25 protein-coding genes and 4 tRNA genes are annotated in these 26,846 nt (G+C 67.2%); 24 read left to right on the top strand and 5 right to left on the bottom strand.

Features of this window, described 5'->3' with window-relative positions:
• Positions 1–21: 21 nt before the first annotated feature.
• Genes yidD through rpmH form a run of 3 tightly spaced genes read right to left on the bottom strand, consistent with a single transcriptional unit; the run spans position 22 to position 722 of the window.
• A complete protein-coding gene (gene yidD, locus B5F73_RS08920) occupies positions 22–258 on the bottom strand; it encodes a membrane protein insertion efficiency factor YidD (RefSeq protein ID WP_087227890.1) in 237 nt (78 codons plus the stop codon).
• Positions 258–578 carry a ribonuclease P protein component gene (rnpA, locus tag B5F73_RS08915; protein WP_087227889.1) on the bottom strand — a complete coding sequence of 107 codons (321 nt, stop codon included), beginning with the start codon at positions 576–578 and terminating at the stop codon, positions 258–260. Before rnpA ends, yidD begins: the two co-directional genes overlap by 1 nt.
• Before the next feature lie 9 nt (positions 579–587).
• On the bottom strand, positions 588–722 hold the full coding sequence (gene rpmH, locus B5F73_RS08910) for a 50S ribosomal protein L34 (RefSeq protein WP_072373740.1): 135 nt from the start codon (positions 720–722) through the stop codon (positions 588–590).
• Positions 723–1,083: 361 nt separating this feature from the next.
• Between rpmH and B5F73_RS08905 the strand changes: the two genes are divergently transcribed.
• The 7 genes from B5F73_RS08905 to gyrA all read left to right on the top strand — a co-directional run bounded on the left by B5F73_RS08905 (position 1,084) and on the right by gyrA (position 11,472).
• A complete protein-coding gene (locus B5F73_RS08905; protein WP_087227888.1) occupies positions 1,084–1,920 on the top strand; it encodes an ATP-binding protein in 837 nt (278 codons plus the stop codon).
• A gap of 71 nt (positions 1,921–1,991) precedes the next feature.
• Positions 1,992–3,554 carry a DnaA/Hda family protein gene (locus tag B5F73_RS08900; RefSeq protein WP_087227887.1) on the top strand — a complete coding sequence of 521 codons (1,563 nt, stop codon included), beginning with the start codon at positions 1,992–1,994 and terminating at the stop codon, positions 3,552–3,554.
• A 238-nt stretch (positions 3,555–3,792) separates the two neighbouring features.
• On the top strand, positions 3,793–4,893 hold the full coding sequence (gene dnaN / locus B5F73_RS08895; protein WP_087227886.1) for a DNA polymerase III subunit beta: 1,101 nt from the start codon (positions 3,793–3,795) through the stop codon (positions 4,891–4,893).
• Between the two features lie 9 nt (positions 4,894–4,902).
• Complete coding sequence (locus B5F73_RS08890; protein WP_087227885.1) at positions 4,903–5,994, top strand: DNA replication/repair protein RecF; 1,092 nt, start codon at positions 4,903–4,905, stop codon at positions 5,992–5,994.
• Entirely contained in the window at positions 5,981–6,514 is a 534-nt protein-coding gene (locus B5F73_RS08885) for a DciA family protein (RefSeq protein WP_087227884.1), read from the top strand. The genes B5F73_RS08890 and B5F73_RS08885 overlap by 14 nt, the downstream gene beginning before the upstream one ends.
• A gap of 119 nt (positions 6,515–6,633) precedes the next feature.
• Positions 6,634–8,673, top strand: a complete 2,040-nt coding sequence (gyrB, locus tag B5F73_RS08880; protein ID WP_087227883.1) for a DNA topoisomerase (ATP-hydrolyzing) subunit B — start codon at positions 6,634–6,636, stop codon at positions 8,671–8,673.
• 57 nt (positions 8,674–8,730) lie between these two features.
• Entirely contained in the window at positions 8,731–11,472 is a 2,742-nt protein-coding gene (gyrA, locus tag B5F73_RS08875; RefSeq protein ID WP_087227882.1) for a DNA gyrase subunit A, read from the top strand.
• A gap of 68 nt (positions 11,473–11,540) precedes the next feature.
• On the opposite strand, the gene B5F73_RS08870 is transcribed toward gyrA, so the two are convergent.
• On the bottom strand, positions 11,541–12,077 hold the full coding sequence (locus B5F73_RS08870) for a bifunctional nuclease family protein (protein WP_239379855.1): 537 nt from the start codon (positions 12,075–12,077) through the stop codon (positions 11,541–11,543).
• A 139-nt stretch (positions 12,078–12,216) separates the two neighbouring features.
• Here B5F73_RS08870 and B5F73_RS08865 point away from each other — a divergent pair.
• From B5F73_RS08865 to typA, 4 genes are all read left to right on the top strand, one after another.
• Positions 12,217–12,293 (top strand) — tRNA-Ile (locus B5F73_RS08865).
• Positions 12,294–12,357: 64 nt separating this feature from the next.
• Positions 12,358–12,433 (top strand) — tRNA-Ala (locus B5F73_RS08860).
• Between the two features lie 343 nt (positions 12,434–12,776).
• Positions 12,777–13,199 carry a hypothetical protein gene (locus B5F73_RS08855; RefSeq protein ID WP_087227881.1) on the top strand — a complete coding sequence of 141 codons (423 nt, stop codon included), beginning with the start codon at positions 12,777–12,779 and terminating at the stop codon, positions 13,197–13,199.
• A 69-nt stretch (positions 13,200–13,268) separates the two neighbouring features.
• Complete coding sequence (gene typA / locus B5F73_RS08850; RefSeq protein WP_087227880.1) at positions 13,269–15,107, top strand: translational GTPase TypA; 1,839 nt, start codon at positions 13,269–13,271, stop codon at positions 15,105–15,107.
• 5 nt (positions 15,108–15,112) lie between these two features.
• On the opposite strand, the gene B5F73_RS08845 is transcribed toward typA, so the two are convergent.
• Positions 15,113–15,844 carry a TRIC cation channel family protein gene (locus B5F73_RS08845; RefSeq protein WP_087227879.1) on the bottom strand — a complete coding sequence of 244 codons (732 nt, stop codon included), beginning with the start codon at positions 15,842–15,844 and terminating at the stop codon, positions 15,113–15,115.
• Positions 15,845–15,979: 135 nt separating this feature from the next.
• Between B5F73_RS08845 and B5F73_RS08840 the strand changes: the two genes are divergently transcribed.
• The 13 genes from B5F73_RS08840 to B5F73_RS08780 all read left to right on the top strand — a co-directional run bounded on the left by B5F73_RS08840 (position 15,980) and on the right by B5F73_RS08780 (position 26,747).
• Positions 15,980–16,070: transfer RNA gene (locus tag B5F73_RS08840), tRNA-Ser, on the top strand.
• A gap of 39 nt (positions 16,071–16,109) precedes the next feature.
• Positions 16,110–16,199, top strand: a tRNA-Ser gene (locus B5F73_RS08835).
• 108 nt (positions 16,200–16,307) lie between these two features.
• Positions 16,308–17,294, top strand: coding sequence for a DUF4013 domain-containing protein (locus tag B5F73_RS08830; RefSeq protein WP_087227878.1), 987 nt, complete (start codon positions 16,308–16,310; stop codon positions 17,292–17,294).
• Positions 17,295–17,566: 272 nt separating this feature from the next.
• Complete coding sequence (rpsF, locus tag B5F73_RS08825) at positions 17,567–17,857, top strand: 30S ribosomal protein S6 (protein ID WP_087227877.1); 291 nt, start codon at positions 17,567–17,569, stop codon at positions 17,855–17,857.
• Between the two features lie 42 nt (positions 17,858–17,899).
• Positions 17,900–18,370 (top strand): single-stranded DNA-binding protein, encoded by a 471-nt coding sequence (gene ssb, locus B5F73_RS08820; RefSeq protein ID WP_087227876.1) that lies wholly within the window; start codon positions 17,900–17,902, stop codon positions 18,368–18,370.
• A gap of 42 nt (positions 18,371–18,412) precedes the next feature.
• The gene (rpsR, locus tag B5F73_RS08815; protein ID WP_072373695.1) at positions 18,413–18,685 is read left to right on the top strand and encodes a 30S ribosomal protein S18; all 273 of its coding nucleotides are present in this window, start codon (positions 18,413–18,415) and stop codon (positions 18,683–18,685) included.
• A gap of 24 nt (positions 18,686–18,709) precedes the next feature.
• Positions 18,710–19,756 (top strand): DUF2232 domain-containing protein, encoded by a 1,047-nt coding sequence (locus B5F73_RS08810; RefSeq protein ID WP_087227875.1) that lies wholly within the window; start codon positions 18,710–18,712, stop codon positions 19,754–19,756.
• Positions 19,757–19,792: 36 nt separating this feature from the next.
• On the top strand, positions 19,793–20,323 hold the full coding sequence (gene rplI / locus B5F73_RS08805) for a 50S ribosomal protein L9 (RefSeq protein ID WP_087227874.1): 531 nt from the start codon (positions 19,793–19,795) through the stop codon (positions 20,321–20,323).
• A 465-nt stretch (positions 20,324–20,788) separates the two neighbouring features.
• Entirely contained in the window at positions 20,789–22,171 is a 1,383-nt protein-coding gene (dnaB, locus tag B5F73_RS08800) for a replicative DNA helicase (RefSeq protein ID WP_087227873.1), read from the top strand.
• A 128-nt stretch (positions 22,172–22,299) separates the two neighbouring features.
• Complete coding sequence (locus B5F73_RS08795) at positions 22,300–23,580, top strand: adenylosuccinate synthase (protein WP_087227872.1); 1,281 nt, start codon at positions 22,300–22,302, stop codon at positions 23,578–23,580.
• Positions 23,581–23,593: 13 nt separating this feature from the next.
• The gene (locus B5F73_RS08790; RefSeq protein WP_087227871.1) at positions 23,594–24,523 is read left to right on the top strand and encodes a DegV family protein; all 930 of its coding nucleotides are present in this window, start codon (positions 23,594–23,596) and stop codon (positions 24,521–24,523) included.
• Positions 24,524–24,563: 40 nt separating this feature from the next.
• Complete coding sequence (gene purD / locus B5F73_RS08785; protein WP_087227870.1) at positions 24,564–25,850, top strand: phosphoribosylamine--glycine ligase; 1,287 nt, start codon at positions 24,564–24,566, stop codon at positions 25,848–25,850.
• A gap of 180 nt (positions 25,851–26,030) precedes the next feature.
• On the top strand, positions 26,031–26,747 hold the full coding sequence (locus B5F73_RS08780) for an NUDIX hydrolase (protein ID WP_087227869.1): 717 nt from the start codon (positions 26,031–26,033) through the stop codon (positions 26,745–26,747).
• Positions 26,748–26,846: the final 99 nt, after the last annotated feature.

Here is a 26,846-nt window from a genome sequence, read left to right as displayed (position 1 = left end):
TTCCTCCGTGGCCCGCCCCCTCTAGGGAACGGGGTCATATCCTCCGGCGTGGAAGGGGTGGCACCTGCAGATCCTTCTCACCGCAAGCGCTCCCCCTCGTAACAGACCGTACCTCTCGATAGCCTCGTACGCGTACTGGGAACAGGACGGCACGTAGATGCAGCTCGCGGGAAGTGCGGGTGACACGTGTCTCTGATAGAGACGAATAAGGGCGCGCGCCCCTCTCGAGGGAAGCCCGCCCAATGCGCTGGGGACCATCAGATGCCGCTCTTCTCGAGGATTCTCGTCAGGGAAGAGGCAACCATCTCAGGTGAGCTGTCGTGCGTGGCGCGCGTCGAGAAGAGAATCACGTCGTAGCCGCTGGCAGGAAGCTCGCAGATGCGGGCCGCCTCGCGCAGGACGCGCTTGCACCTGTTGCGGAACACGGCGTTGCCCAGGCGCTTGGCGGCGACGAACGCGACCCTCCCGGGCACACCCTCCCCTGTGGGGAGCACGCGTGCGCGCAGGAGGGAGTCGTTGAACCTCCTCCCGCGCGCAAAGACCCTCTCGAAGTCAGCCCTTGACTTGATGGTCCTCATCACGGGGCGCTACACGGTCAGGCGCTTGCGGCCCTTCGCACGACGACGGGCGAGGACGGCGCGGCCGCCCTTGGTGGCCATGCGGGCACGGAAACCGTGCGTGGTGGCGCGCTTGCGCTTGTTGGGCTGGTAGGTACGCTTCATGTCTATTCCTCCCAATTGGGTTCGAACGTCAAATAGAGCGATAAGCCCAGAGATTGTAAGGGTCACGCGCGGGCCCTGTCAATTTGGGACACAAACAATCTCCATGTTTTTCTCGCAGGTAGAGGAGGTAGGGATGCCCTCCTCGTTCCCACCGTTTGCATCCACGCGATGAATCCAGATGGATTCGTCTTTTCAGTAGGAGAGAAACGTGTTTGCGTAATGCTATTCTTTTCACACGAATATCCGCTGGATAGCAAAGTTTTCAACAGGTGTTCGACGCGTGTTGAAATGTTTCGTTCAGATAGAATTCGGACTGAAAAGTTTTCGACACGTGTCGAGCAGATGTTGAAAGGGGGAGACGATGGCGAGGGACTTCTACCCGTTCGTCGAGAACGGCGAGAAGGACGCCGCGGCCGACGGCTCCCCGGGGCTCGAGGTCAGACACCCCGCGCGCATTGCCGTCTACGACGACGCCTCCGCCGCGCCGCGCGTCGTCGAGGTGGCGCCGCAGGAGGTCCGCGCCTACCTCGAGGAGATCACCGCCACGGTGAACCACCTGGTACGCGAGCAGGGGGGAGCGGTCCCCTTCATGGTCATCAGGGAGATCGTGGAGAACTTCATCCACGCCTACTTCCAGGCGCCCACCATCAGCATCCTCGACGGCGGAAACACGATCCGCTTCTCCGACCAGGGCCCCGGCATACGCGAGAAGTCGCTCGCGCTCGAGTACGGGACGTCGTCGGCGACGGAGGAGATGAAGCGCTACATCCGCGGCGTGGGAAGCGGCCTTCCTTACGTCCAGCAGTACATGGCCGACAAGGGCGGCAGCCTCGAGGTCGAGGACAACATCTCGGGCGGGACCGTCGTCACCATCTCGACCCACCCCCGCGAGGAGGCCCGCGCGATCTCGGGCGCGGAGGCGCCAGCGCAGGCGGCGCCGTCCCTCTCGCCCGCGTCCTTCTCGCCCGCGCCCCAGGTCACACCGCAGGCCCCGGCGCTCTCCCTCGACGAGCGCGGCTCCCAGGTCATGTCCTACCTCGCGTCCCACGAGAGCTGCGGGCCCACCGACCTCGTGCGCGCCTGCGGGTCGTCGGCCGCGACGTGGTCACGCGCCCTCTCGGCCCTGGCGACCCAGGGACTCGTCATGAAGGACGGCCAGAAGTATCGCCTGACCGGAATCGGGCGCACGTTCGTCTAACTCTCCGCGAGAAGTTATCAACAATCGCTATACTGTAGCTTCCGTTTTCAACATTCGAGATTGCGAAGCACATGGACCTTCCCCTCGAGTCGGACGCCGAGGCGCTCTGGCAGGACACGCTCGACCTTCTGACCTCGCGAAACCTTCCCGAGGCCACGCTCGCCATGCTGAGGAACTGCACCCCCGCCAGCATGGAGAACGCGACCCTGCGCCTCGAGACCCCCATGAGGCTCGTGCTCAAGACCGTCTCCAAGAACGTTCCGGTCATCGAGGAGTGCCTCTCGCAGGCGGCCTTCGAGCCCATGCGCCTGGAGGTCGACTTTGTCCCCGGCGCAGGCGCCGCGCAGGCCCCGTCGCGCGCGCCCTCGAGCATGTCGCGCGAGGAGGTGGACAGCTGGGCCGCCGAGACCGGCGATGGTCGCCCGTCCTGGGACGGCCCCGCGGCGCGGAAGATGGCCGAGGACACCTGGGCCGAGCCGAGCGCGGAGGACCTGCTCGAGGCGGCCGCCAGGCGCCGGAGGAATAACCCCCTCGTCGAGGACATCTCGCAGGCCACCTCAAAGCTCACCTTCGAGCGCTTTGTCCGCGGCGAGGAGAACGACATCGCCTACCAGGCGGCCCTCCAGGTGGCAAACGGCATGAACAGTACCTACAACCCTCTGTTCATCTACGGGAAGAGCGGCCTGGGCAAGACGCACCTGCTGCGCGCGATCCAGAACTACGTGGCGAGAAACGACCCCTCTCGCCTGTGCGTCTACCGCGACGCCTCCTCGTTCATCACCGACTACACCGAGGCCATGCGCCACTCCGAGCGCTCCGCTGCCTCGGTGCTGCGCCAGAACTACGCCGACATCGACGTCCTCATCATCGACGACATCCAGAAGATGACCGGCAAGGTGGGCACCGTCGGCTTCTTCTTTGACACGTTCAACGAGCTCATCGCCAACGGCAAGCAGATCGTGCTTGCCGCCGACCGCACGCCCGCACAGCTCGGCATGGGCAAGGACGGCTTCGACGAGCGCATCACGAGCCGTCTCTCGGCGGGCTTCACCACCCCCATCCAGGTGCCGAGCTACGAGCTCAAGCTCCGCCTCATCGAGACCTTCTGCGAGCGCATGCGCGAGGACGCGCTGCGCGAGAACGTGGCGGGCCTCACCGGGACGGTGCCCGCGGAGGCCGTGAGCTACATGGCCGAGCGCGCGGGCACCAACATCCGCGTCATCGAGGGATTCTGCCAGCGCTGCCTCTTCGCCGCGACGGCGGCCGAGCGGCGCGGCGACGACCTCACCCGCGAGGAGATCGAGAGCATCGCCCGCGAGTGCTGGCCGAGCACGGGCAGGACCGTCTCCATCGAGGACGTCCAGCGGGCGGTCGAGAAGTTCTATGACATCGACCACTCGAGCCTGGTGGGCAACAAGCGCCACAAGGGCCTCATGGAGGCCCGTCACGTGGCGATCTGGCTCTCCCGCGAGCTGTGCGACCGGACGCTCGCCGACATCGGCAAGCACTTCGGCGGGCGCAGCCACGCGACGGTCATGCACAGCATCAGCGTGGTCGACGAGGCCAAGCGCGAGGACAAGACCTTCTACGACCGCCTGATGCAGATCAGGGAGTCGATAACGGGCAACGTGTGAGGCGAGTAGAGAAGTGTGTGGGAAGCCTGTCGAAAGATGTGGAAAAGAGGGGGTGCCCTGTAGAAGGTTCTTCTCGCCCGGCGCACCCTGTAGATTGGGGTCGAGCGGGAGTCGTTGCCTCGAGGGGATAGAAAGTGCCGTCCACCTTGGCGTTCCCCAAGTTGTCTTCTTTTCTACAGACCCTATTACTACTACTGTTCTTTAGTTCTCTTTATTAGATATAGAAGAAGGGGAAGCCATGAAGTTCACCGTCAGCCAGTCGTCGCTCGAGAGGGCAATCGCGGTCGTGTCGAAGGGCATGGGCGGAAACTCCACCCTCCCCATCCTCTCCGGCGTCTACCTGAGGGCCGCCGACGGCACCCTCGAGCTGCAGACCAACAACCTCTCCATCTCGATCAGGCACCTCGTCCCCGCCAACGTGGAGGAGGAGGGCGAGACGGTGGTCTCCGGCAAGGTGCTGACCAGCATCGTCAAGACGCTCCCCGATGCGGCGGTCTCCTTCGAGGAGGCCGACCACGTGGTCACGATCTCCTGCGCGAAGTCGACCTTCCGCCTCAACACCCTGCGCGCCGCCGACTGGCCGGCCTTCCCCGAGATTCAGCCCGAGCGTACGATCGAGCTGCCGAGCGAGCTGCTCACCCGCATGGTGGACAAGGTGTACCGCGTCACGTCGAAGGAGACCACGCGCCAGTACCTGCAGGGCATCCAGCTCACCGTCGAGGACAACACCATCCGCATGGTCGCGACCGACACGATCCGCCTCGCCGTGTGCGACTCCTCCGTCGAGGCCGCGCCCGACGAGCCGTTCTGCTCGGTGATCGGTGGCCAGGTCTTCCACGACGTGCTCGCCATGCCCTCGATCACCGACACCATCTCGATCGGCACGGCAGACAACCAGGCGGTCTTCTCGTTTGGGACCACCACGTTCGTGACGCGCCTGCTCGAGGGCAACTTCCCCTCCTGGCGCCAGCTCGTCTCCTCCACGTGCTCGACCGCGGTGACGCTCGACGTCGCAGAGTTCTCCGCCGCGCTCAAGCGCGTCTCGGTCATCGCCCAGCAGAACGCGTCCATCCGCTTTGACGTGGACGCCGACGGCGGCCTGGTGAGGCTCTCCGCCCGCTCCCCCGAGCAGGGTGAGTCCTCCGAGGTGCTCTCCTGCGAGGTCGAGGGCCAGAGCCTCGCGATCGGCCTCAACTACCACTACGTCTTCGACTGCGTGAACGCCGTCGCCGACGCCGGCGAGGTCCGCCTCGAGCTCCAGGGCTCCACGCAGCCGGGCATCTTCAAGAGCAACGGCAAGGTCAACTACCTCTACCTGCTCATGCCGATCCGCCTCTAGGTACGAGGGATGGGCCTTCTCGTCACAGACGTGACGCTGCGCGACTTCCGCAACTTCGAGCGCCTCGACCTCTCGCTCTCGCCGGGGGTCACGGTGCTCGTGGGACCCAACGCCGTGGGGAAGACCAACACGGTGGAGGCGGTGCAGCTCCTGACGTCGGGCACGTCGTTCCGGCGCCCGACGCCGGTCCAGCTCGTCCGTGAGGGGGCCACGTCGGCGCGCATAGACGCGCGACTCGTCGGGGACGGCCGCGTGGTCGACCACCGCTGCGACGCAACGCCCGGCGGCCGGAGATTCTCGCGCAACGGCAAGCGGTGCCGCGCCGCCGACATGCCCGAGGAGCTGCCCTCCGTGCTCTTCTCGCCCGACGACCTCGCCCTGGTCAAGCGCGGCGCGAGCCAGCGCCGCGACGAGCTCGACCTGCTGGGCCGCCAGGTGAGCCGCGGCTACGCGCACGTGCTCGCCGAGTACCAGCGCGCCGTCGACCAGCGCAACCGGCTGCTGCGCGACGAGCGCGTCGACCTCTCCCTGCTGGATGCGTGGGACGCGTCGGTCGCGCTCGGCGGCGCCACGCTGCTCGCGGCGAGGATGCGCCTGTTCGTGAGGCTGGCCGAGAAGGTCGGAGAGGCGTACGGCGTCATCTCCGGCGGCGAGGCCCTCTCGTGCTCCTACGTCTGCACCCTGGGTGAGAACCTCGAGGAGATGGGGCGCGACGAGCTGAGGGACGTCTTCCTCGACCGCCTCGAGGCTGGGCGTGCGGAGGACCTGCGCCGGCAGCAGACCTGCGTGGGCCCGCACCGCGACGACGTGTTGTTTGTGGTGGGAGGGCGCGACGCGCGGGCCTTTGCGTCGCAGGGGCAGCAGCGCTCCGTGGTTCTTGCCCTCAAGATGGCTGAGGTCGAGCTCGCCGGGGAGATCCTGGGCAGCCGGCCGATCCTTCTGCTCGACGACGTGATGAGCGAGCTCGACGAGGCCCGCCGTGCGGCCGTGGTCCGCTTCGTCGGCGAGGGGATCCAGACGGTCGTGACGACGACGAACCTCGGGTATTTCTCGCCCGAGCTCCTGGACGCGGCTAAGGTGGTGGACTTTGGAGAGCGATGAGCTGTCGCGCGAGGTGCGGCGCAGGGAGCAGGGTGGGACGAGCCTGGGTGACCTCGTCGGCGGCGAGGTCCGGCGGATCGGCACCCGTGGCCGCCGTGGCGACGCGACGAGCGTCTGGCTGGTCTGGAACAGGGTGAACGGCGACGTCGAGCGAGCCCACACCACGGGCGTCCACGTGGGGGAGCCGCGCCGGGGCGAGCGCGACCCCGAGCTCACGGTCTACGTGGACTCCGCGGCCTACCTCACCGACTTCACGGCAAACCGCGAGGTCTACCTGGCCCGCCTTGAGACGGCGGGGCTGCGCTTCTCGCGCATCTCCTTCCGCCGGTCCAGGTCCCGGGGCACCGCGTCGCAGGTCAGGGCTGCAAGGAAGGCAGACGCCGCCCCGCTGCCCGAGCTCACGGACGCCGAGCGAGCGGAGATAGCACAGCTCTGTGCGAGCCTGCCCGAGTCCCTGCGGGACAGCGTCTCTCGGGCCATGAGCGCGTCGAAGCGCGCACAGAAGCGAGAACATAGCTAATTTGTTGAGGGCGCCCTCAGAGCGCCTCTCACAGCCTCACAAGCGCTATTATCGTTCGGTCTATGCTAGTTTTGGCTTCGGCCGAGCGAAAATACGCCCTTACAGGGGAGGATGTGAGCGTGGCAAAGAAGAACGACTACGGCGGGGAGTCCATCAAGATCCTCGAGGGTCTCGAGGCGGTCCGGAAGCGCCCGGGCATGTACATCGGCACGACGTCCACCTCCGGCCTGCACCACCTGGTGTGGGAGATCGTGGACAACTCCGTCGACGAGGCCATGGCCGGCTTCTGCACCAAGATCAAGGTGACCGTCCACCCAGACAACTCGATCACGGTCGACGACAACGGCCGCGGCATCCCCGTGGAGAAGCACCCCGTCAAGAAGATCCCGACGCTCGAGGTGGTCCTCACCATCCTCCACGCGGGCGGCAAGTTTGACAACAACGCCTACAAGGTCTCCGGCGGCCTCCACGGCGTGGGCGTCTCCGTCGTGAACGCCCTCTCCAAGAAGCTCGTCGCGCAGGTCCGCCGCGACGGCAAGGTCTACGAGATGGCCTTCGAGCGCGGCAAGACCGTCCAGAAGATGAAGGTCGTGGGCAATTCCAAGGCCACGGGCACCTCCATCACGTTCTGGCCCGACGAGGAGATCTTCGAGACCACGACCTACGACTACGACACGCTCCACGACCACCTGCAGGAGACGGCGTTCCTTAACAAGAACCTCAAGATCGTGCTGGTGGACGAGCGCGAGCTGGTGCCGCGCACCGACGAGTTCTGCTACGCCGGCGGCATCATCGACTTCGTGAAGTTCCTCAACTCCGAGAAGGACATCCTGCCCGGCCTCTCCCGCCCGATCTACATCGAGGGCCGCTCCGCCGCGGACGCGCCCGAGTCGCAGATGGGCGAGGTCGAGGTGTCCCTGCAGTGGAACACCGGCTACTCGGAGCGCACGCTCTCCTTCGCCAACGACATCTACACCGAGGAGGGCGGCATGCACCTCGAGGGCTTCCGTACCGCCCTCACCAAGGTGATCAACGACTACGGCCGTCGCCAGAACATCATCAAGGAGAAGGACCCCAACCTCGAGGGCGGCGACATCCGCGAGGGCCTCACGGCGGTCATCTCCGTCAAGCTGCCCGACCCGCAGTTCGAGGGCCAGACCAAGGCCAAGCTCGGCAGCTCCTACATGCGCACGCTCGTGAACCGCATCGTGTCGCAGGGCATGGCCGAGTACCTCGAGGAGCACCCCAACCAGGCCAAGGAGATCCTCAAGAAGGCCTCCCAGGCCGCCAAGGGCCGCCTCGCCGCGCAGAAGGCGCGCCAGGCCACCCGCCGCAAGAGCCTGCTCGAGAGCGCGGCGCTCCCCGGCAAGCTGGCCGACTGCTCCGTCCGCGACCCCGAGATGACCGAGCTCTTCATCGTCGAGGGCGACTCCGCAGGCGGCTCGGCCAAGGACGGTCGTCGTCGCGACATCCAGGCCATCCTGCCGCTGCGCGGCAAGATCTTGAACGTGGAGCGCGTGGGCGACCACCGCGCCTTCTCGTCCGACACGATCCAGGCGCTCATCACCGCCATCGGTACCGGCGTGACCACCGGCTCCGGCGACGGCGGCGACTTCGACATCACGAAGGCCCGCTACCACAAGATCATCATCATGACCGACGCCGACGTCGACGGCGCGCACATCCGCATCCTGCTGATGACCTTCTTCTACAAGTACATGCGCCCGCTGATCGACGCCGGCTACGTCTACATCGCCACGCCGCCGATCTTTGGCATCAAGGTGCGCAACAAGATCCACTACGTCTACCCCGACGGCAAGACCCCCGAGGACGAGATCCTCAACCGCTCGATCCGCGAGCTCGGGCTCAACCCCAACGAGGAGGACGAGGACGGCGCCAAGTCCCAGGCTGCGATCAAGGGCTCGGGACGCCGCCGCAAGGGCTACTCGGTCCAGCGCTACAAGGGCCTGGGCGAGATGGACCCCAAGCAGCTCGCCTCCACGACGATGGACCCCAAGACGCGCATCCTGCAGCGCGTGACCATCGAGGACGCCGCCATGGCCGACCGCGCCGTGCGCGAGCTCATGGGCAACCAGGTCGAGTACCGCCGCGACTACATCGAGAAGCACGCGCACGACGCCCGCTTCCTCGACGCCTAACCGAAATGAGACAAAGGAACCTGTCCCCTTTGTCTCACCCAAAGAGAAAGGCCACACGTGGCAGACGAGAAGAACACCAACGAGGGACTCCCCGAGGACCTGCGTCGCCTGCTCGACCGCGCCGAGGGCGAGGACGTCTACGTCGAGGACGACGCTGAGTCCGAGGACGACGCCGACGACGAGGAGCTCGAGGAGAGCTTTGGCGCCAACACGCGCGGCACCGCCGCCGGCGAGACCGACATCAACGGCGGCCAGCTCCAGGTCAGCGAGTTTGGCTCCGAGATGAAGCAGAGCTTCATCGAGTACTCCATGTCCGTCATCACCGCCCGCGCCCTGCCGGACGTCCGTGACGGCCTCAAGCCGGTCCACCGCCGCATCCTCTACGCGATGAACGAGTCCGGCATCTTCCCCAACCGTCCGCACAAGAAGAGTGCCTGGACGGTCGGCGAGGTCATCGGCAAGTACCACCCGCACGGAGACTCCGCGGTCTACGACACGATGGTTCGTCTCGCCCAGTGGTTCTCCATGCGCACGCCGCTGATCGACGGCCACGGCAACTTTGGCAACATCGACGGCGACGGCGCCGCGGCCATGCGTTACACCGAGAGCCGCCTGGCCAAGCCCGCCATGGAGCTCCTGCGCGACCTCCAGAAGGACACCGTCGACTGGCAGCCCAACTACGACGAGTCGCTCGCCGAGCCCGTCGTGCTGCCGGCGCGCTTCCCCAACCTGCTGGTCAACGGCTCCTCGGGCATCGCCGTGGGCATGGCGACCAACATCCCGCCGCACAACCTGGCCGAGACCGTCGAGGCCACCTGCGCCTTCATCGACAACCCCGACATCACGGTCGACGAGCTCATGCAGGTCATGCCCGGCCCCGACTTCCCCACGGGCGCCGTCATCATGGGCTCCGACGGCATCCGCCAGGCCTACGAGACCGGCCGCGGCTCCATCACGATCCGCGCCAAGGCGCACGTCGAGTCCACCAAGACCGGCCGCAGCCGCCTCGTCTTCACCGAGATCCCCTACCAGGTGAGCAAGGGCACGCTGCAGGAGAAGATCGCCCAGCTCGTCAACGAGAAGCGCATCGAGGGCATCTCCGACATGCGCGACGAGTCCACGAGCAAGGGCATCCGCCTCGTCATCGAGCTCAAGAAGGGCGTGGTGCCCGAGGTCGTCCTCAACAACCTCTACAAGTTCACCTCGCTGCAGACCACCTTTGGCGTGAACAACCTGGCGCTCGTCGACGGCGTGCCCAAGTGCCTGTCGCTGCGCGAGATCCTGCGCCACTACGTTGACCACCAGGTCGACGTCGTGACCCGCCGCACCCGCCACGACCTCAAGAAGGCCCAGGCGCGCGCCCACATCCTCGAGGGCTACCTCATGGCCCTCGACCACATCGACGAGGTCATCCACATCATCCGCTCCTCGCAGACCGACACCGAGGCCTCCCAGCGCCTGATCGAGCGCTTTGGCTTCTCGCCGGAGCAGACCCAGGCCATCCTCGAGATGCGCCTGCGCCGCCTCACCGGCCTCGAGCGCGACAAGATCGAGGAGGAGCTCGCGGGGCTGCGCCGCGCCATTGCCTACTACGAGGACCTTCTCGCCCACGAGGAGAAGATCCTGGGCGTCATCAAGGACGAGATGCGCGAGATCGCCGGCAAGTTTGGCGACAAGCGCCGCACCGAGATCGGCGGCGCCGTGAAGAGCCTCGACGTCGAGGACCTCATCGCCGACGAGGACATGGTCGTCACGATCACCCACACCGGCTACATCAAGCGCATCCCGGTGGCCACCTACCGCTCCCAGAAGCGCGGCGGCAAGGGCGTCCAGGGCCTCAGCCTCAAGGACAACGATTTCGTCGAGGACCTCTTCGTGGCGAGCACCCACGACTACGTGCTCTTCTTCACCAACCTCGGCAAGGTGTACCGTCTCAAGGTCCACGAGCTGCCCATCGGCAGCCGCCACGCCCGCGGCTCGGCCATCGTGAACGTGCTCTCCCTCGCCGAGGGCGAGCGCACCAAGGCCGTCATCACCTGCCGCGAGTTCCCCGCGGACGAGTACCTGATGTTCGCGACCAAGGACGGCATGGTCAAGAAGACGGCCATGAGCGAGTACGACAAGAGCCGCCGCGACGGCATCATCGCCATCAACCTGCGCGAGGGCGACGAGCTGGTCAACGTGCGCCGCGTGCGCCCGCACGACAAGGTCATGCTGGTCTCCACCGACGGCAAGGCGATCCTGTTCGACGAGTCCGAGGCGCGCGCGATGGGCCGCAACACCTCCGGCGTGCGCGGCATCACGCTCAAGAACGGTGCGCGCATGCTCGGCATGGAGATCACCAACGGCAACGGCGACCTGTTCGTCATCACCGAGAACGGCTACGGCAAGCGCACGCCCGTCTCCGAGTACCCCGAGCACAAGCGCGGCGGCCAGGGCGTCTACACGATCGCGATGACGGCCAAGAAGGGCAACCTCGTGGCCTGCCGCGTCGTGGGCCCGCAGCACGAGCTCATGATCGTGTCCGAAGAGGGTGTGGTCATCCGCGTCAAGGCCAACGACGTGAGCTGCCTCGGCCGCTCCACGCAGGGCGTCAAGGTCATGAACATGGTGGCCGGCGACCACGTGAGCGCGGTGGCCCGCATGGTGGCCCGCAAGAAGAAGGCTCCCAAGCGCGACGAGGCGCAGGGCATCCTCGACATCGACGCTGCGGGCGCGAGCGCGCCCGAGGATGCGGACAGCGTCGACATCGGCGGAGACGAGGAGCTGGACGACACGCTGCTCGACGACGAGGAGTAAGAAGGAGGGCGCCCGCGGAGAGACTCCGCGGGCGCTCTTTCTCTTGCTGGCTGGTTGTGGTGGAAGGGCTACTCGCCGTCCTTCTTGTCGGGGGCGACGTTGAAGTCCTCGGGGGAGAGGCCCTCGACGAAGGCGTGGAACTCCTCGAGCTCGTGGGCCTCCTCGTCACGCTCGACGCCGCGGAAGTCGGGCATGGCGGCCGCGTCGAGCACCGACTCGTCGGCGTAGACCGAGACTCCCGCGCGCACCGCGAGCGCGAGCGCATCGGACGGGCGGGCGTCCAGGTAGACGCGCTCGCCGTCCTCGCGCTCCAGCACGACCTGTGCGAAGAACGTGGTCCCCTGCACGGCCGTGATGCGAACGTCGACGACGCGCGCCCCGAGCTCGGAGATCGCGGAGCCGAGGAGGTCGTGCGTCATGGGGCGCCCGCCCGGGCGGCTGTGGACGCCCATCGTGATGGCGGTCGCCTCGAACGAGCCGATGCGGATGGGGAGCTGCCGCGAGGCATCGTCGCCCACCTCGCCGTGCGCACGAAGCACGACGAGCGAGGCGATCGGACCCTCGCCGACGATGACGCTCTCTATGTCCATCTTCCTCAGCGGCACGGCGCTCCTCTCCAACTTCCTTGCTCGGTTATCCTACCCAATAGTCGACGCCGCGCAACCTGTCCGACAACTTCGTCAGGAAATTGCAAAAAAAGCGTTGACCGCGTGCGGGGGGCTGTGTAATATATCTCCTTGCGTTGGGCCTGTAGCTCAGTTGGTCAGAGCGTCCGGCTGATAACCGGGAGGTCACAAGTTCGAACCTTGTCAGGCCCACCACTTCCTGACAATAGTCGCCCCAGCGTTAGCCGAGTCGCCGCTGGGGCGATTATTATTACCTGTCGGGGACGTAGCTCAGTTGGGAGAGCGCGGGCTTTGCAAGCCTGAGGTCGTGGGTTCGATCCCCATCGTCTCCACCATGCAATGGTTCCGGGGCCCGCGGGCCCCGGTTTTTGTTCCTGCAGCCCGACTTTGCATAATTTGGCCGCTCGTGCTGCATTACGCCCCATCTGAAATCAAAAACCGCGTTCGTGTAGCGTAAAAACGGGCAAAACCGAGATTGTGATTCTATAGTTGATATCGTTTCCTGCGAAAACTCAGCGCGAGGGTCCTGTGAGGGCCCTCCGAGGGGCAAAACAACGCTACACGAATGGGCATTTTGTTTTCGAAACGGGGCCTTGTGCTGCACGAGCGAGGCTTTTATGCGCCGGTCCAGCCCTCTGCGGTATCATCTCAGCAGAAATCCGGGCACGAGGAGGGGACATGGCCGAGAGTGACGAGCTGCGCGATGGCGTCTCGCCGCAGACCGACGAGCTGGCGAGCACGCTCATGGGCGACGCGCTGGACATGCTCGCCGCCGGGGACCCCTTCTGTGTTCTCCTCGCCGTGCAGGACGACTCCGGCGAGATAACGAGCTACGAGTTCTCCGACGATGGCGAGGAGGCCTGCCTGGAGGCCGCACGCGCTAAGGTGGGACAGGTCGCGGGCGCCCGTCGCTGCGCGATCGTCTACGAGGGCGCGGTCGAGGCCGAGGGAGAGGGCTTCGCCGACGCCCTGCTCCTCGAGTTTGGCGAGCGCGGCTGGCGCTCGTACTCCGCGTACTCGCTCGTGGACGGCATTGGCACTGGTGATGGTTTCACGTGGACCGACCCCGCGCCGGCCGGAGAGGTGCCCCTGCTGCTGTAAAGTACCGTATGGCGAAAATACGGAACCGCCGGCCGATGTGGGCCGGCTGAACAGAGGCGAGAGGGACCCATGCGTCAGGAGAACATCAGGAACATCGCTATCATCGCACACGTCGACCACGGCAAGACCACGCTCGTGGACCAGATGCTCAGGGCCACCGACGCCTTCCGCGAGAACCAGCAGGTCCAGGAGCGCGTGCTCGACTCCAACGACCAGGAGCGCGAGCGCGGCATCACCATCCTCGCCAAGAACATCTCGATCGAGTACCAGGGCGTGAAGATCAACGTCATCGACACCCCGGGTCACGCCGACTTTGGCGGCGAGGTCGAGCGCGTCCTGCGCATGGCCGACGGCGCCCTGCTGCTCGTCGACGCAGCCGAGGGCCCCATGCCCCAGACGCGCTTCGTCCTGCGCCACGCCATCGACGCCGGCCTCGCCATCATGATCGTGGTCAACAAGATCGACCGCGAGGGCGCCCGCCCCGAGGCCGTGGTCAACGACTCGCTCGACCTCATGGCCGACCTCGGCGCCACCGACGAGCAGCTCGAGTTCGCCATGGAGCACGTGATCTACGCCTCCGCCGTGAAAGGCTTCGCCCGCCTGGACCCCGCCGACGACAACCAGGACATGTTCCCCATGCTCGACATGATCGTGAGCGACCTGCCCGCGCCCGAGGTGGACGTGGACGGCCCGCTCGCCATGCAGTGCGTGACCATCGACCACTCCGAGTATGTGGGCCGCATCGGCATCGGCCGCATCTACTCCGGCACCATCCACGCCGGCGACAAGATTCTCGTGGTGAAGAACGACGGATCGCGCGCCATGAGCCAGGTCAAGCAGCTCTTCACCTTCGACTACCTCGGCCGCAAGGAGTGCTCCGAGGCCCAGGCCGGCGACATCGCGGCCGTCGTGGGCATCGACTCCACCGACATCGGCGACGTCTACACCGACCCCGACAACCCCGTCGAGCTGGAGCCCATCGAGATCGACCCGCCCACGCTCTCCGTCGTCTTCGAGCCGTCCACCAGCCCGCTCGTGGGCCGCGAGGGCGACATCGTGGGCGGCCGCCAGCTCAAGGAGCGCCTCATGCAGGAGCGCGAGAACAACGTGACCATGCGCATCGAGGAGCTCCCCGACAAGACCGGCGTCGAGGTGGCCGGCCGCGGCATCCTGCACCTCTCCGTTCTCATGGAGACCATGCGCCGCGAGGGCTTCGAGTTCCAGGTGGGCCGCCCGCGCGTGCTCTTCAAGAAGGACGCCAACGGCAACCTCACCGAGCCCGTCGAGCAGGCCGTGGTCGAGTGCCCTGGCGAGTACTCCGGCAAGGTCATCGAGGTCTTTGGCAACGCGGGCGGCACCATGACCAGCATGGACGCCGGCACCACCCAGACCCACCTCGAGTTCAAGATCCCCACCCGCGGCATCATGGGCCTCAAGAACCGCATCCTCAACGTCACCCACGGCGAGGCTGTCTTCTACCACACGTTCCTCGAGTACGGTCCCTACGCCGGAGAGATCGGCGTCCGCCAGAACGGCGCGATGATCTCCATGAGCACCGAGAAGGCCGTGGCCTACGCGCTCGGCACGCTCCAGGAACGCGGCGCGCTCTTCGTGGGCCCCGGCGACGAGTGCTACGAGGGGATGCTCGTGGGCGAGCGCTCCAAGCCCGGCGACATGGTCGTCAACATCGCGCGCACCAAGAGCCTGGGCAACCAACGCTCCTCCACCGCCGACATCGCCGTGCAGCTCACCCCTCCGCGCACCTTCACGCTCGAGGAGGCGCTCGAGTACATCATGGACGACGAGCTGGTGGAGGTCACGCCCAAGAGCGTCCGCATGCGCAAGCGCATCCTCAACGAGACCGAGCGCCGCAAGTGGGCGGTCCGCACCGGCAAGGTCAAGAAGTAGCGAGCCTAGCGGCGCCGCTCGGCGCGGCGCCTTGTGATGCGCACGAGGCGCGCGGCCCGGCGGACCGGCGCGCTCACGCGCGGTCCGAGGTCGACGTCGGCCGGCGTCTGCACGTCAAAGCGCAGCGACCAGCGGCGCAGGCCGATCGTCACCGAGACGCACAGCAGTCCCGCCCAGAGCTTGCTCATCGAGAGCCCCATCACGGCGGCGTAGTAGGCTGCGCTGCCGGCGAGCGCGCAGACGGCGTAGAGGTTGGAGCGCTGGAAGATGCGCGGGACCTCGCCGAGGAACACGTCGCGCAGCATGCCGCCGCCGACGCCGGTCATGATGCCCATGAGCAGGCACGATGCGAGGTGCAGGCCGTGCACCAGCGCCTTGTCGCAGCCCACGAGCGCAAAGAGCGCGACCGCGGCGATGTCCAGCCACTCGAGCAGGCTCCCGGCGCGGTCGAGCGGCTGCGGGAAGAGGAAGGCCACGAGGGCCGTCGCCACGCTCGCCGGGATCGCGAACGGCGAGTCCAGCATGTAGACGCTGCCCACCTGCATCATGACGTCGCGGATGAGGCCGCCGCCCAGCCCGCACAGGAGCGCCAGCCCCACAAAGCCCACGGCGTCAAGGTGTCGCGCCCGCGCCACGGCGACGCCGCCGGCCGAGCCCACGATCACGGATGCGAGGTCGACCCACGTGGGCAGCGAGACGGCGGCCAGCTCGGGATAGGTTGAGAACAGCTCGGGCACGGGTGCTCCTCGGTGTCTGGGAAGGGTCGGGCCCGCCCATTGTCGCGCACGCGGGAGCGTTCTGCGATGGGAATTCCGATTTCCCCCTCGCGTGCCCGCGCGACATACGCTATACTGACCGCTGCACCATTTCACGGAGAGTTGTCCGAGTGGCCGAAGGAGCACGATTGGAAATCGTGTAGGCGCCTAAAGCGTCTCCAGGGTTCAAATCCCTGACTCTCCGCCAGCACTTTCCGTGGCCCCGCAAGGGGCCACGTCACCCTTCGGAGGGGTGGCAGAGTGGTTGAATGCGGCGGTCTCGAAAACCGTTTACCCCTTCGGGGGTACGAGGGTTCGAATCCCTCCTCCTCCGCCATCGCACGCAACGACCGGTCCCACGGGGCCGGTTTTTTGTTGCCGCGGCGGCTCGGGCCCGGCGCGGCTGGGGTACCCTACAGACAGGCCAACGCGAAGGGAACACACGATGAACGACGCCGACCTCGAGGGCTTCAGGCCCGACCGCTACTTCGCCCGCTCCTGGGCCCTGCTCACGCGTGACCGCGGCTGGATCAAGCCGATCCTCGCCATGATCGCCGCCACGCTTGTCCCCATCGTGGGCCTGCTCGGCGTGATGGGCTACGTCGCGGAGTGGGCGCGCCTCACCGCGTGGGGCGTGACCTCGTCGCCCAAGCAGAAGAACGTGCGGGTGGGCGCCTGCATCGCCAGCGGCTGGCGCGTCTTCGTCGTGACGGTGGTCTGGAGCATCGCAAACTCGATCATCCTGGGCCTGCTCGCCATGGTCCCGCTTTTTGGCCCGCTGCTGGTCTTCGCGTGGACGATCTTCTCGATCGCCCTCGGCATCATGATCATGGTCGCCGCCCTGCGCGCGACCATCTACCAGAGGATCGTTGCCGGGCTGCGCGTGCCCACCATCTGGCAGATGGTGAGAAGCGACGTGGCCGGCCTCGTCCGGATCTTTGGCATGCAGATGGCCGGCGCCGCGATCTTCTGGGTGGTCAGCGCGCTGATCATGCTGCTGGCGCTCGGGACGCTCATCCCGCAGATCGTCTACTTCGCCGACTACGTGGCCGAGTTCGACGCCATCATGTCCGACTCCACCCGGATGGCCGTCTTCTTTGAGATCGTCGTCACGATCCTCGGGGCGCTCGGCCCGTGGATCGTGGTGGGGTTCGTGCTGTCCGCCGCGTACTCGGTCGTGATGATGATGCTCGGCTACACCGCGGTCGCGCTCTGGATGCGCCAGTTCAACGTGCCCGCCTGGGGCCGCGAGGAGGACCCGCTCCCCGGCACGGCGCCCACGGCGCAGCCCGCCGAGCCCTCGCCCGCGCCCGACCCGGAGCCGATGGGCCTCGCCGAGCCGGTCGAGACCACGCCCGAGGAGGCCGTCACCCCCGCCGAGCCCGAGCCCGGAGAGGCCGAGAAGGACGGCGAGGACCAGCTCCCGCAGTAGTCCCATTCGTGGAGAAACCGTGTCGCCGTGCGGCGCCGCATCAGGGATGGTGCGGCGCCGCACGCGTTATGACCTTGCCGTTGTTAGCCAGATGACAGCCCACGGCACGCCATCGAGGCAGTTGGTGTCAGGTCCTGCGCCTACCATCCCCTGCAACGGGATGTGGAAGGTTTTAGCAGGTAGCCATCATGTGCTATGATGCTTCGCCGGACCTTTCCTGCTCCGGGCGTCCTTCACGACCCGGGGCCATTAGCCCAGAGGAGGTGAAACACATGAAGGCCTATGAACTGCTGTATTTTGTCGACCCCACGTGCAACGAGGAGACTCGTGCCGCCGTCATGAAGCGCATCGAGGTTGCGCTCGGCGAGACCGGCAAGGTTGACAACGTCGAGGACTGGGGCAAGCGCAAGCTCGCCTTTGAGGTCGACGATCTCACGGAGGGCGACTACACCCTCATCAACTTCCACGCAGATCCCACGGTGATCGCCGAGCTCGACCGAGTTCTGCGCATCAACGACGCTGTCAAGCGTCACATGATCGTGCGCCGCGCCGACAAGGAGTAGGCATGGAAGTGCGGGCAAGCGCCCGCAGGAGGGAGCGAGACCATGAGCATCAACAGGGTGAACATCTCGGGCAACCTGACCCGCGACCCCGAGCTGCGCGTCACCGGCGCCGGCACGTCGATCCTCTCGTTCGGCGTCGCCGTGAACGACCGTAGGCGCAACCCGCAGAGCGGCGAGTGGGAGGACTACCCCAACTTCGTCGACTGCGTCGTCTTCGGCGCCCGCGCCGAACCGCTCTCCCGCTTCCTCTCCAAGGGCTCGAAGGTTGCCGTTGAGGGCAAGCTTCGCTACAGCTCCTGGGAGACGAAGGACGGACAGAAGCGCAGCAAGCTCGAGGTCGTCGTCGACGAGGTGGAGTTCCTCTCGTCGAGGAGCCAGCAGGGTGGCGCGCCGGCGTTCCAGCAGGACGCGCCCAGCTACGTCGCCCCCGCTGCCGCACCGCAGCCGAACTACGCCGCGCCCGTCCAGACCCCGCCGTCGGCCGAGGTCTACGACGAGGACATCCCGTTCTAACCATCCGGCGGCCCCGCGTCGCCAACAGAAAGGCAAGAAGACATGGCTCAGCAGAAGCAGGATTTTCAGCGCCAGCCGCGTCGCAAGTACTGCCAGTTCTGCAAGGAGGAGACCGAGTACATCGACTACAAGGATGTGCAGCTCCTCCGCAAGTACATGACCGACCGCGGCAAGATCAAGCCGCGTCGCGTCACTGGCGCCTGCACGCAGCACCAGCACGACATCGCGCTTGCCATCAAGCGCGCCCGTGAGATGGCGCTTCTCCCCTACACGGTCCCCGTGGTCTCCAGCCGCGGCGGTCGTAACCGCGGCTAGTTCGCGGAAGATAGAACGCAGCCAATGACCGGCTGGACCAACAACGACCGACCCCCGGTGCCGCAGGGCGTCTCGGGGGCAGCGCGCGAGGGACGGGGCGTCATGCCTCGCACCGGCGGCGAGAGGAGCGGCGCTCCGTCGCTTCTCGCCGGGATCTTCTTCTGCGCGCTCGGCGGTGCGGTGGCAAGCTCGACGCTCTCCTTCGTCGGGCCCGCCTTCGTGGGCTACGGGTACCTCTCCGTCGCCCCGACGGGTGGCCTCCGCTCCCGGGTCTCGTGTCTGGCCGCCACGCTCGTCCCCGCTGCGGCGCTGGCGCTCGCGGGTGGCGTCTCGACGGTGGTCTCCGCCGTCGCCGCCTGCCTCGTCGCCGTTGCCGTCTGCGAGCTCGTCGCGGCCCGTCGGCTGACTCCCGGCGCCCTGTGCGCCACCGTCGCCGTCGCCGCGCTCGCGCTCATCGGCGCCGACGAGCTCGTCGCCCTGGCCAGCGGAACCACGCTGTCCGCCGGCATCGAGTCCCTTCTCGACGCCTACCGGCAGCAGCTCGTCGACCTGACGGGCGCCGCAGACCAGGTTGGGGCGGTGTTTGCGGTGTTGGGCCTGCTGTGGCCCGTGGCCTACGTGATGGCCGCCACCGCCTCGTGCGTCTCGTCGCTTGTCGGCGCGCTCGTCGCGTCGAGGGCCGCGAACGGCACGGTCACCCGTCCCCCGCTCCTCGCTGACTTCGACCTGCCCCTGTGGGTGGTCGCGGTCTTCGTGGCGTCCGTCGCCGGCATCGCGCTCGCGCTCTCCGTCGACGGGGCGGTGTCCCAGGTCGCGCTCGCCCTCTCGGCGAACGTCGCCATGTCCGTGAGGATCGCCCTCGCGGTGCAGGGACTCGCCGTCGTCGCCTGGGTCGCGCGCGACAAGGGCCTCGGCCCGGTCGGCACGGTGCTCGTGTGCGCGGCTGCGCTCTATCTGGAAGTACAGTTCGTCGTATTGACCATCGCAGGCCTCGTTGACGTCTGGGCCAACTTCCGCCACCTCACGCGTGGCGCCTCGCCCAGCGACGCGGGCCAGTCGATGCAGGACTAGCGGCCGGGGAGACCCGACCGAACGAAGGAGTGTCTCATGAAGGTCATTCTCTTGAGTGAGCTTCGGGGCAAGGGCGGCGAGGGTGACGTCGTTGACGTCGCCCAGGGCTTCGCGGAGAACTACCTGTTCCCCAACAAGATCGCCCAGCCCGCCACCCCGGGCAACATCAAGCAGCTCGAGGAGCGTCGTCACAACATCGAGAAGCGCGAGGCGGAGCGCATCGCCGCTGCCGAGGCCACCAAGGCCGCCCTCGACGGCAAGTCGGTGACCGTCGACGCCAAGATCGGCGAGGAGGGCCAGCTCTTCGGCTCCGTCACCCCCGCTCAGATCGCCGAGGCCATCCAGGCCCAGCTCGGCCTGGAGGTCGACCGCAAGCGCGTTGGCCGCGGCAACAACATCAAGACCTCCGGCAAGCACGCCGTCGAGGTCAACCTCTACCGTGAGATCACGGCCACGGTCAACGTCCTCGTGGGCGTGACCGAGGAGACCGCCGCCGAGCCCGAGGCCGAGGTTGCGGCCGAGGCCGAGGAGGCCGTCGAGGAGGCCGTCGAGGAGACCGCCGAGTAGTTTCGGCACTTTTCGACGAACGAATTACTGAGCTGCGGGTTTCTACAATATCCGCAGGTCAGCCAGAAGTAAGGAAACGCCCCGGTCGGCACCGCGCTGACCGGGGCGTTCTTGTGGTTCTTCAGGAGCAGACCACTTTCTACCTGCGGTTTTGCAAACTGCTACACCCTCTTATATTCATTCTGAGACTGCTTTCTGAAGCGCCCAGACGGCCTCAAAAATGTTGAAAACTAGTCGACAACGTGACCAAACAGCGCGAAAAAAATTTGTTGAAAACGTTGAAAGGGCGCAAACGCACCGGTCAGGCCGCGCACCCACGACCCCGCGCGTGTCGAAGAGGCCCGCGGCCGGAATTCACCCCTTGACAGCACTCTTAAAGAGGGGGAGCTGCGCGTTCTTCTCGGCCCGTCCCAAGCGGTGCTCGCGCTAGAATGGTCGGACGCGAGTCGGGAGGAGGACCGGACCATGAGCGACTATGACGTCAACCCCACGCGCATGACCGTGGACGGCGGCATGGCCATGCCGCAGAACGCCGAGGCCGAGGCTTCGGTCCTGTCGGCGATGATGATCTCTGTGGACGCCCTCCAGGAGTGCCTGATCTCGCTCGACCCCGAGGACTTCTACCAGCCGTCCAACCGCACGGTCTTCGTGGCCATGCGCGAGATGTTCGACAAGAACCTCCCGATCGACAACATCTCCCTCGCCGACTACCTCAAGAGCACCGGCGAGCTGGAGCGCGTGGGCGGCCGGAGCTTCCTTCTGGGCCTGGGCACCAACTCGCTGGCGCTCGTGGGCTGGCGCCGCCACGTGGAGATGCTCCACCGCGACACCACGCTGCGCAAGATGATCCACGCCTCCGCGCAGATCACGGCGCTGGCGTACGACGCGCCCGAGGACACCAAGGAGGTCGTGGACAAGGCCGAGCGCCTGTTGCTCGACGTCACCAACCGCGACGTCCGCTCGAGCGAGCAGACCATCGAGCAGATCATGGGCGACCTCTACGAGGAGCTGGGCGCCGCCGCGGCCGACAACGAGCGCGTCCTCGGCGTCAAGACCGGCTTCCCCCGCATCGACGAGTGCCTGCTCGGGCTGCGTCCCGGTCAGATGATCGTCATCGGCGCCCGCCCCGGCGTGGGCAAGACGTCGTTCGCCCTCAACCTCATGGTGAACGCGGCCTTCGAGGGCGCGGCCGTCGCGATGTTCTCGCTCGAGATGTCCAAGGTGGAGATCGGCCAGCGCCTGCTCGCCGCCAACGCGCGCGTGGGCCTGCACGAGATCCGCTCCGCCAACATCATGGACGAGCAGTGGCCGCAGATCCTGCAGGCCACCAACGAGCTCTCCCAGCTCGACATCGTCATCGACGACACGCCCGGCACCACCGTGACCGAGATCCGGGCCAAGGCCCGCCGCATCCTGCACGGCAAGCCGCTCGGCCTGGTCATCATCGACTACCTGCAGCTCATCTCCCCGCCCGCCGGCCAGCGCCGCTCCGACAGCCGTGCGACCGAGGTCTCCGAGATGAGCCGCGGCATCAAGATCATGGCCAAGGACCTCGGCGTGCCCGTGGTGGCGCTCTCGCAGCTCAACCGTACCGTCGAGAACCGCACCGGCAAGCGCCCGCAGCTCTCGGACCTGCGCGAGTCCGGCTCCATCGAGCAGGACGCCGACATCGTCGCCCTTCTCGACCGCTCGATGAACGAGGACGAGGCCGCGCGCGAGGACCGCCCTGCGATGAACGAGACCACCTTCATCATCGCCAAGAACCGCTCCGGCGCGCTCGCGGACGTCCCGCTCACGTTCCTGCCCGGCTCGACCAAGTTCGTTGAGATCGACTCCTTCCACGACTAAGCTCGACGACGCCCGACAAAGGTGCCGGGGTTGTTTGTCAGGAACCTGACAAACAACCCCGGCACCTTTGTCGGGCGCGAGTGCCGTATAATGTGGGTTCGTATGTGAATCGCGACGAAGGGGCGCACATGTCGGCATCGGTGCTCGTGGGAACTCAGTGGGGCGACGAGGGTAAGGGCAAGGTCACCGACCTCATCTCCGGCGACTTTGACGTGGTCTGCCGCTACGCCGGCGGTGCCAACGCCGGCCACACCGTCATCGCCAACGGCAAGAAGCTGGCTCTGCACCAGGTTCCCTCCGGCGTCATGTACGAGGGCACCTACCCCGTGATCGGTAACGGCTGCATCGTCGACCCCGAGATCCTCCTCTCCGAGATCGACATGCTCGCCGAGCAGGGCATCTCCGCCGACCGCCTCAAGATCTCCGGCAACGCGCACATCGTCATGCCCTACCACAAGGACCTCGACGGCGCGCACGAGAAGAAGCTCGGCAAGAACCTCATCGGCACCACCAAGCGCGGCGTCGGCCCCTGCTACATGGACAAGATGAACCGCACCGGCCTGCGCATCCAGGACATGCTGGACGAGAAGATCTTCCGCGAGAAGCTCGAGAGCGCGCTCGCCTACACCAACCCCATCCTCGAGAAGGTCTACGAGCTGCCCACCTACACCGTCGAGCAGATCTGCGAGACCTACCTGCCCTATGCCGAGCGCATCCGTCCCTACATCGTGGAGAGCAGCCTGTTCCTCAACGAGCAGATCGAGGCCGGCAAGAGCGTCCTCTTTGAGGGCGCGCAGGCCACGATGCTGGACATCGACCACGGCACCTACCCGTTTGTCACCAGCTCCAACTGCACCGCCGGCGGCGCCGTCACCGGCTCGGGCGTGGGCCCCACCAACATCGACCGCGTCCTCGGCGTGGCCAAGGCCTACCTCACCCGCGTGGGCTCGGGCCCGTTCCCCACGGAGCTCTTCGACGAGATCGGCGACAAGCTCGGCGAGGTCGGCCACGAGTACGGCGTGACCACCGGCCGCAAGCGCCGCTGCGGCTGGTACGATGCCGTCGTCGTCAACTACGCCGCGCGCGTCAACGGCCTCACCGACCTGGCCATCACCAAGCTCGACGTCCTCGGCTGCCTCGACGAGATCAAGGTCTGCGTTGCCTACGAGTGCGACGGCGTGGAGTACCACACCGTCCCCGAGCACCAGAGCGTCTTCTACCACGCCAAGCCGGTCTACGAGACCCTGCCCGGCTGGAAGTGCGACATCTCCGGCATCCGCAACTTCTACCAGCTCCCGCGCGAGGCCAAGGACTACATCGACTTCCTCGAGCAGCTCGCCGGCGTGCGCGTCTCCATCATCACCGTCGGCCCGGACCGCGAGCAGACCATCGACCGCTACTGGCACTAGGCGGGAGGCCCGCGTGGCCGAGAAGGACTTCGCGATCGTCTGCGACGGCACGTGCGACCTGCCGCTCTCGTTCCTCGAGAAGGCGGCGGTCGTGCCGCTGCGCCTGGGCGCCGCCGGCGCGGACGGCGCGCGCGACGCCCTGGAGCGCCTCTACCGCGACCTCGCCGCGCAGGGCTTTGCGCGCGTGGTCTCCATCCACTCCGCCGCGGCCTTCTCGCCCGTCGTGGAGGACGCCCGGCTCGCGGCGGCCGTCTGCGCGGACGTCGCCGACGTGCGCGTCGTGGACTCCGGGTCGGGCTCGGTCGCGACGGGCATGCTGATCGACCGCGCCGCCCGCTACCGCCACTTTGACGTCGACTTCGCTGATGCCGTCGCTGGCCTCGAGGAGCTCGCCGCGCGTGTCCGCCTGCTCGTGATCCCCGCGTCGTCCGCGCCCCTCGCGGCGCGCCGCCGCCGTCCGTCCCGCGCCGGCCTGATCGGCCGCGCCGCTGCCAGCCTGCGCATGCGCGTGACCGGCGAGCGCGGGCTCTACCTGCTCTCTCGCGGCGAGCTCACCCAGCTCGCCCGTGGCGCCGACTGCGCCTCGCTCGCCCTGCGCCTCGCCCGCGCCGCCTCGACGGTGGCCGGCAACGAGGGCGAGCTCGTCCACGCGCTCGCCGAGGCGGGCGACGTCCGCGCGCTGCGTGCCGTCAAGCGCGCGCTCGACGAGGCCGCCGCGCCAACGAGCTGCCTGGGCACCGTCCGCGCGCTGCCCCTGGGCAGGGAGGTCACGGGCGCGGGCTCCGTGGCGGTCGCCATCGCCCCGCGCTCCGCCTACTGGCGCGACGAGGCCTCTCTCCGCGGTTTGGGTTCGCAGCTCGAGGAACCCGCCTCCACCGACGCACAAACCCGCAGGTCGCAATCAGCGGCCGCGACCCCGACGAACCCAAACCGGAAACGATAGGTAGATCACGGCCCCGCGGGGCCCTGCAAAGGAGGTTCTCATGAACAAGGTCGACATTCTGCTCCTGGGCTCCGGCGGCCGCGAGCACGCGCTTCTTGCCAAGCTCGCCGAGTCCCCGCGCGCGGGCAGGCTCTACGTCGCCCCCGGCAACGGCGGCATGGACGTCATGGCCGAGAAGGTCGAGGGCCTGGACGCCGAGTCCCCGGTCGCCGTGGCCGAGTGGGCCCGCAACCACAACATCGGCCTCGTGGTCATCGGCCCGGAGGCCCCGCTCGTGGCCGGCGTCGCCGACGCCGTGCGCTCCGCGGGCATCGCGTGCTTTGGCCCCAACGGCGCCGCCGCCCAGATGGAGGGCTCCAAGAAGTTCGCCAAGCAGGTCATGAGCCGCGCCGGCGTCCCCACCGCCGCCTACCGCTCCTTCACCGACGAGGAGTCCTGCGCCGACTACGTGCGCCGCACGGGCGCCCCGATCGTGGTCAAGGCCGACGGCCTGGCCGCGGGCAAGGGCGTGATCGTGGCGAAGACCCTGGACGAGGCCCTGGCCGGCGTCCACGAGTGCTTCTCGGGCGCGTTCGGCGAGGCCGGCGCCACCGTCGTGGTGGAGGAGACCCTCGACGGCCCCGAGTGCTCGCTGCTCGCCCTCACCGACGGCAAGACCGTGGTGCCGCTCGCCACCGCGCAGGACCACAAGCGCGCCCTCGACGGCGATAAGGGTCCTAACACCGGCGGCATGGGCGTCTACTCGCCGGTCCCGGAGCACCTGGTCTCCGCGGAGCAGCTCGCCGCGATGGTCGAGGTGGAGCGCAAGGTCGTGGCCGAGCTCGCCGAGGAGGGCATCACCTACTCCGGCTGCCTCTACGGCGGCTTCATGCTCACGTCCGAGGGCCCCAAGGTCCTCGAGTTCAACGCCCGCTTCGGTGACCCCGAGACCCAGGTCGTGCTGCCGCGCATGAAGGGCGACCTCGTGGAGCTCTTCCTCGCGTGCGACAACGGCACCCTCTCCGAGGACATGGTCTCCTGGGACGACGACTGGGCGGTCTCGGTGGTGCTCACCTCCGCCGGCTACCCCGGCGCGTACGAGAAGGGCAAGGTCATCACCGGCATCGAGCGCGCCGAGGAGCTCCCCGGCGTGACCGTCTACCACGCCGGCACCGCGCTCGCCGCGGACGGCTCGCTCGTCACCGCCGGCGGCCGCGTACTCGACGTCACCGCCGTGGCGCCCACCTTCGAGGAGGCCCGCGAGCGCGCCTACGCCGCCTGCGAGCTCATCGACTTCGAGGGCAAGACGTACCGCTCCGACATCGGCATGCGCGCGATCAAGCAGTAGCGCGCCGACCCGCATAGAAGGGCATCCGCCTCGCACGTGGCCGCTCGTGAATTCACGGGCGGCCACTTTCTGTGCCAAAGCCGAGAAATACCCGCCCTCGTGAATTCACGAGGGCACGTCGGCCCCGTGCCCGTTGCCCTATCATGAGGGCGAGAAGAACCTCGCTCCCAAGGAGGACCCATGTCCGACACCGATAAGAACCAGCAGCAGGCAGCCCTCGACGACATGCGCGAGTCCGTGCAGGCCTTTACCTACGACGGCGACCGCTCGAGCCTGGACCACCTCTCCGGCGCGCCCGAGGAGCGCGACCTCGTCCTCGGAGACGACGACCCGCGCGACGCCGACCTCGCCGAGCGTCCGCTCACCGAGGACGTGGCCTGGACCGGCCGCATCTTCAACGTGGATCGCCTGCGCGTGGAGCTGCCCGACGGCCGCGTGGCCATCCGCGACGTGGTGCGCCACCCCGGCGCCGTCGCCATCGTGGCTCTTACCGAGGACGGCCGCATCTGCCTCGTGCGCCAGTACCGCACCGCGCTCGGCCGCGTGACGGTGGAGATTCCGGCCGGCAAGCTCGCCCCCGGCGAGGACCCGCTCGAGTGCGCGGGCCGCGAGCTGCTGGAGGAGACCGGCATGTCCGCCGAGAAGATCGCGTTCCTGACCACGATCGCCACCTCCGACGGCTTCTGCGACGAGCTCATCCATATATACATGGCGACGGGCCTGGAGTTCTCCCGCTCCGACCCGGACGCCGACGAGTTCATCAACGTGGACCTCGTCCCGCTGGAGGAGCTCGTGGACGCCGTGCTCGACGGCCGCATCGAGGATGCCAAGACCGTCGTGGGGGCGCTCATCTGCGACGCCGTCATGCACCGCCTCACCCCGGATCCGGAGGAGTAGCGTCGCCCGGCGCGCAGGGCATGTGATGTCTGCTTGCTGGTGTGTGCGCAGTTAGAAAGCAGATGTTTTTCTCGTCAATTCGTTGACCTGCGGAAACGC

It is taken from the genome of Olsenella sp. An270 (genome assembly GCF_002159735.1).
Taxonomy (GTDB): Bacteria; Actinomycetota; Coriobacteriia; order Coriobacteriales; family Atopobiaceae; genus Thermophilibacter.
Note: the sequence above shows the minus strand (reverse complement) of the source record. Positions and strands in the feature narration are given on the sequence as shown.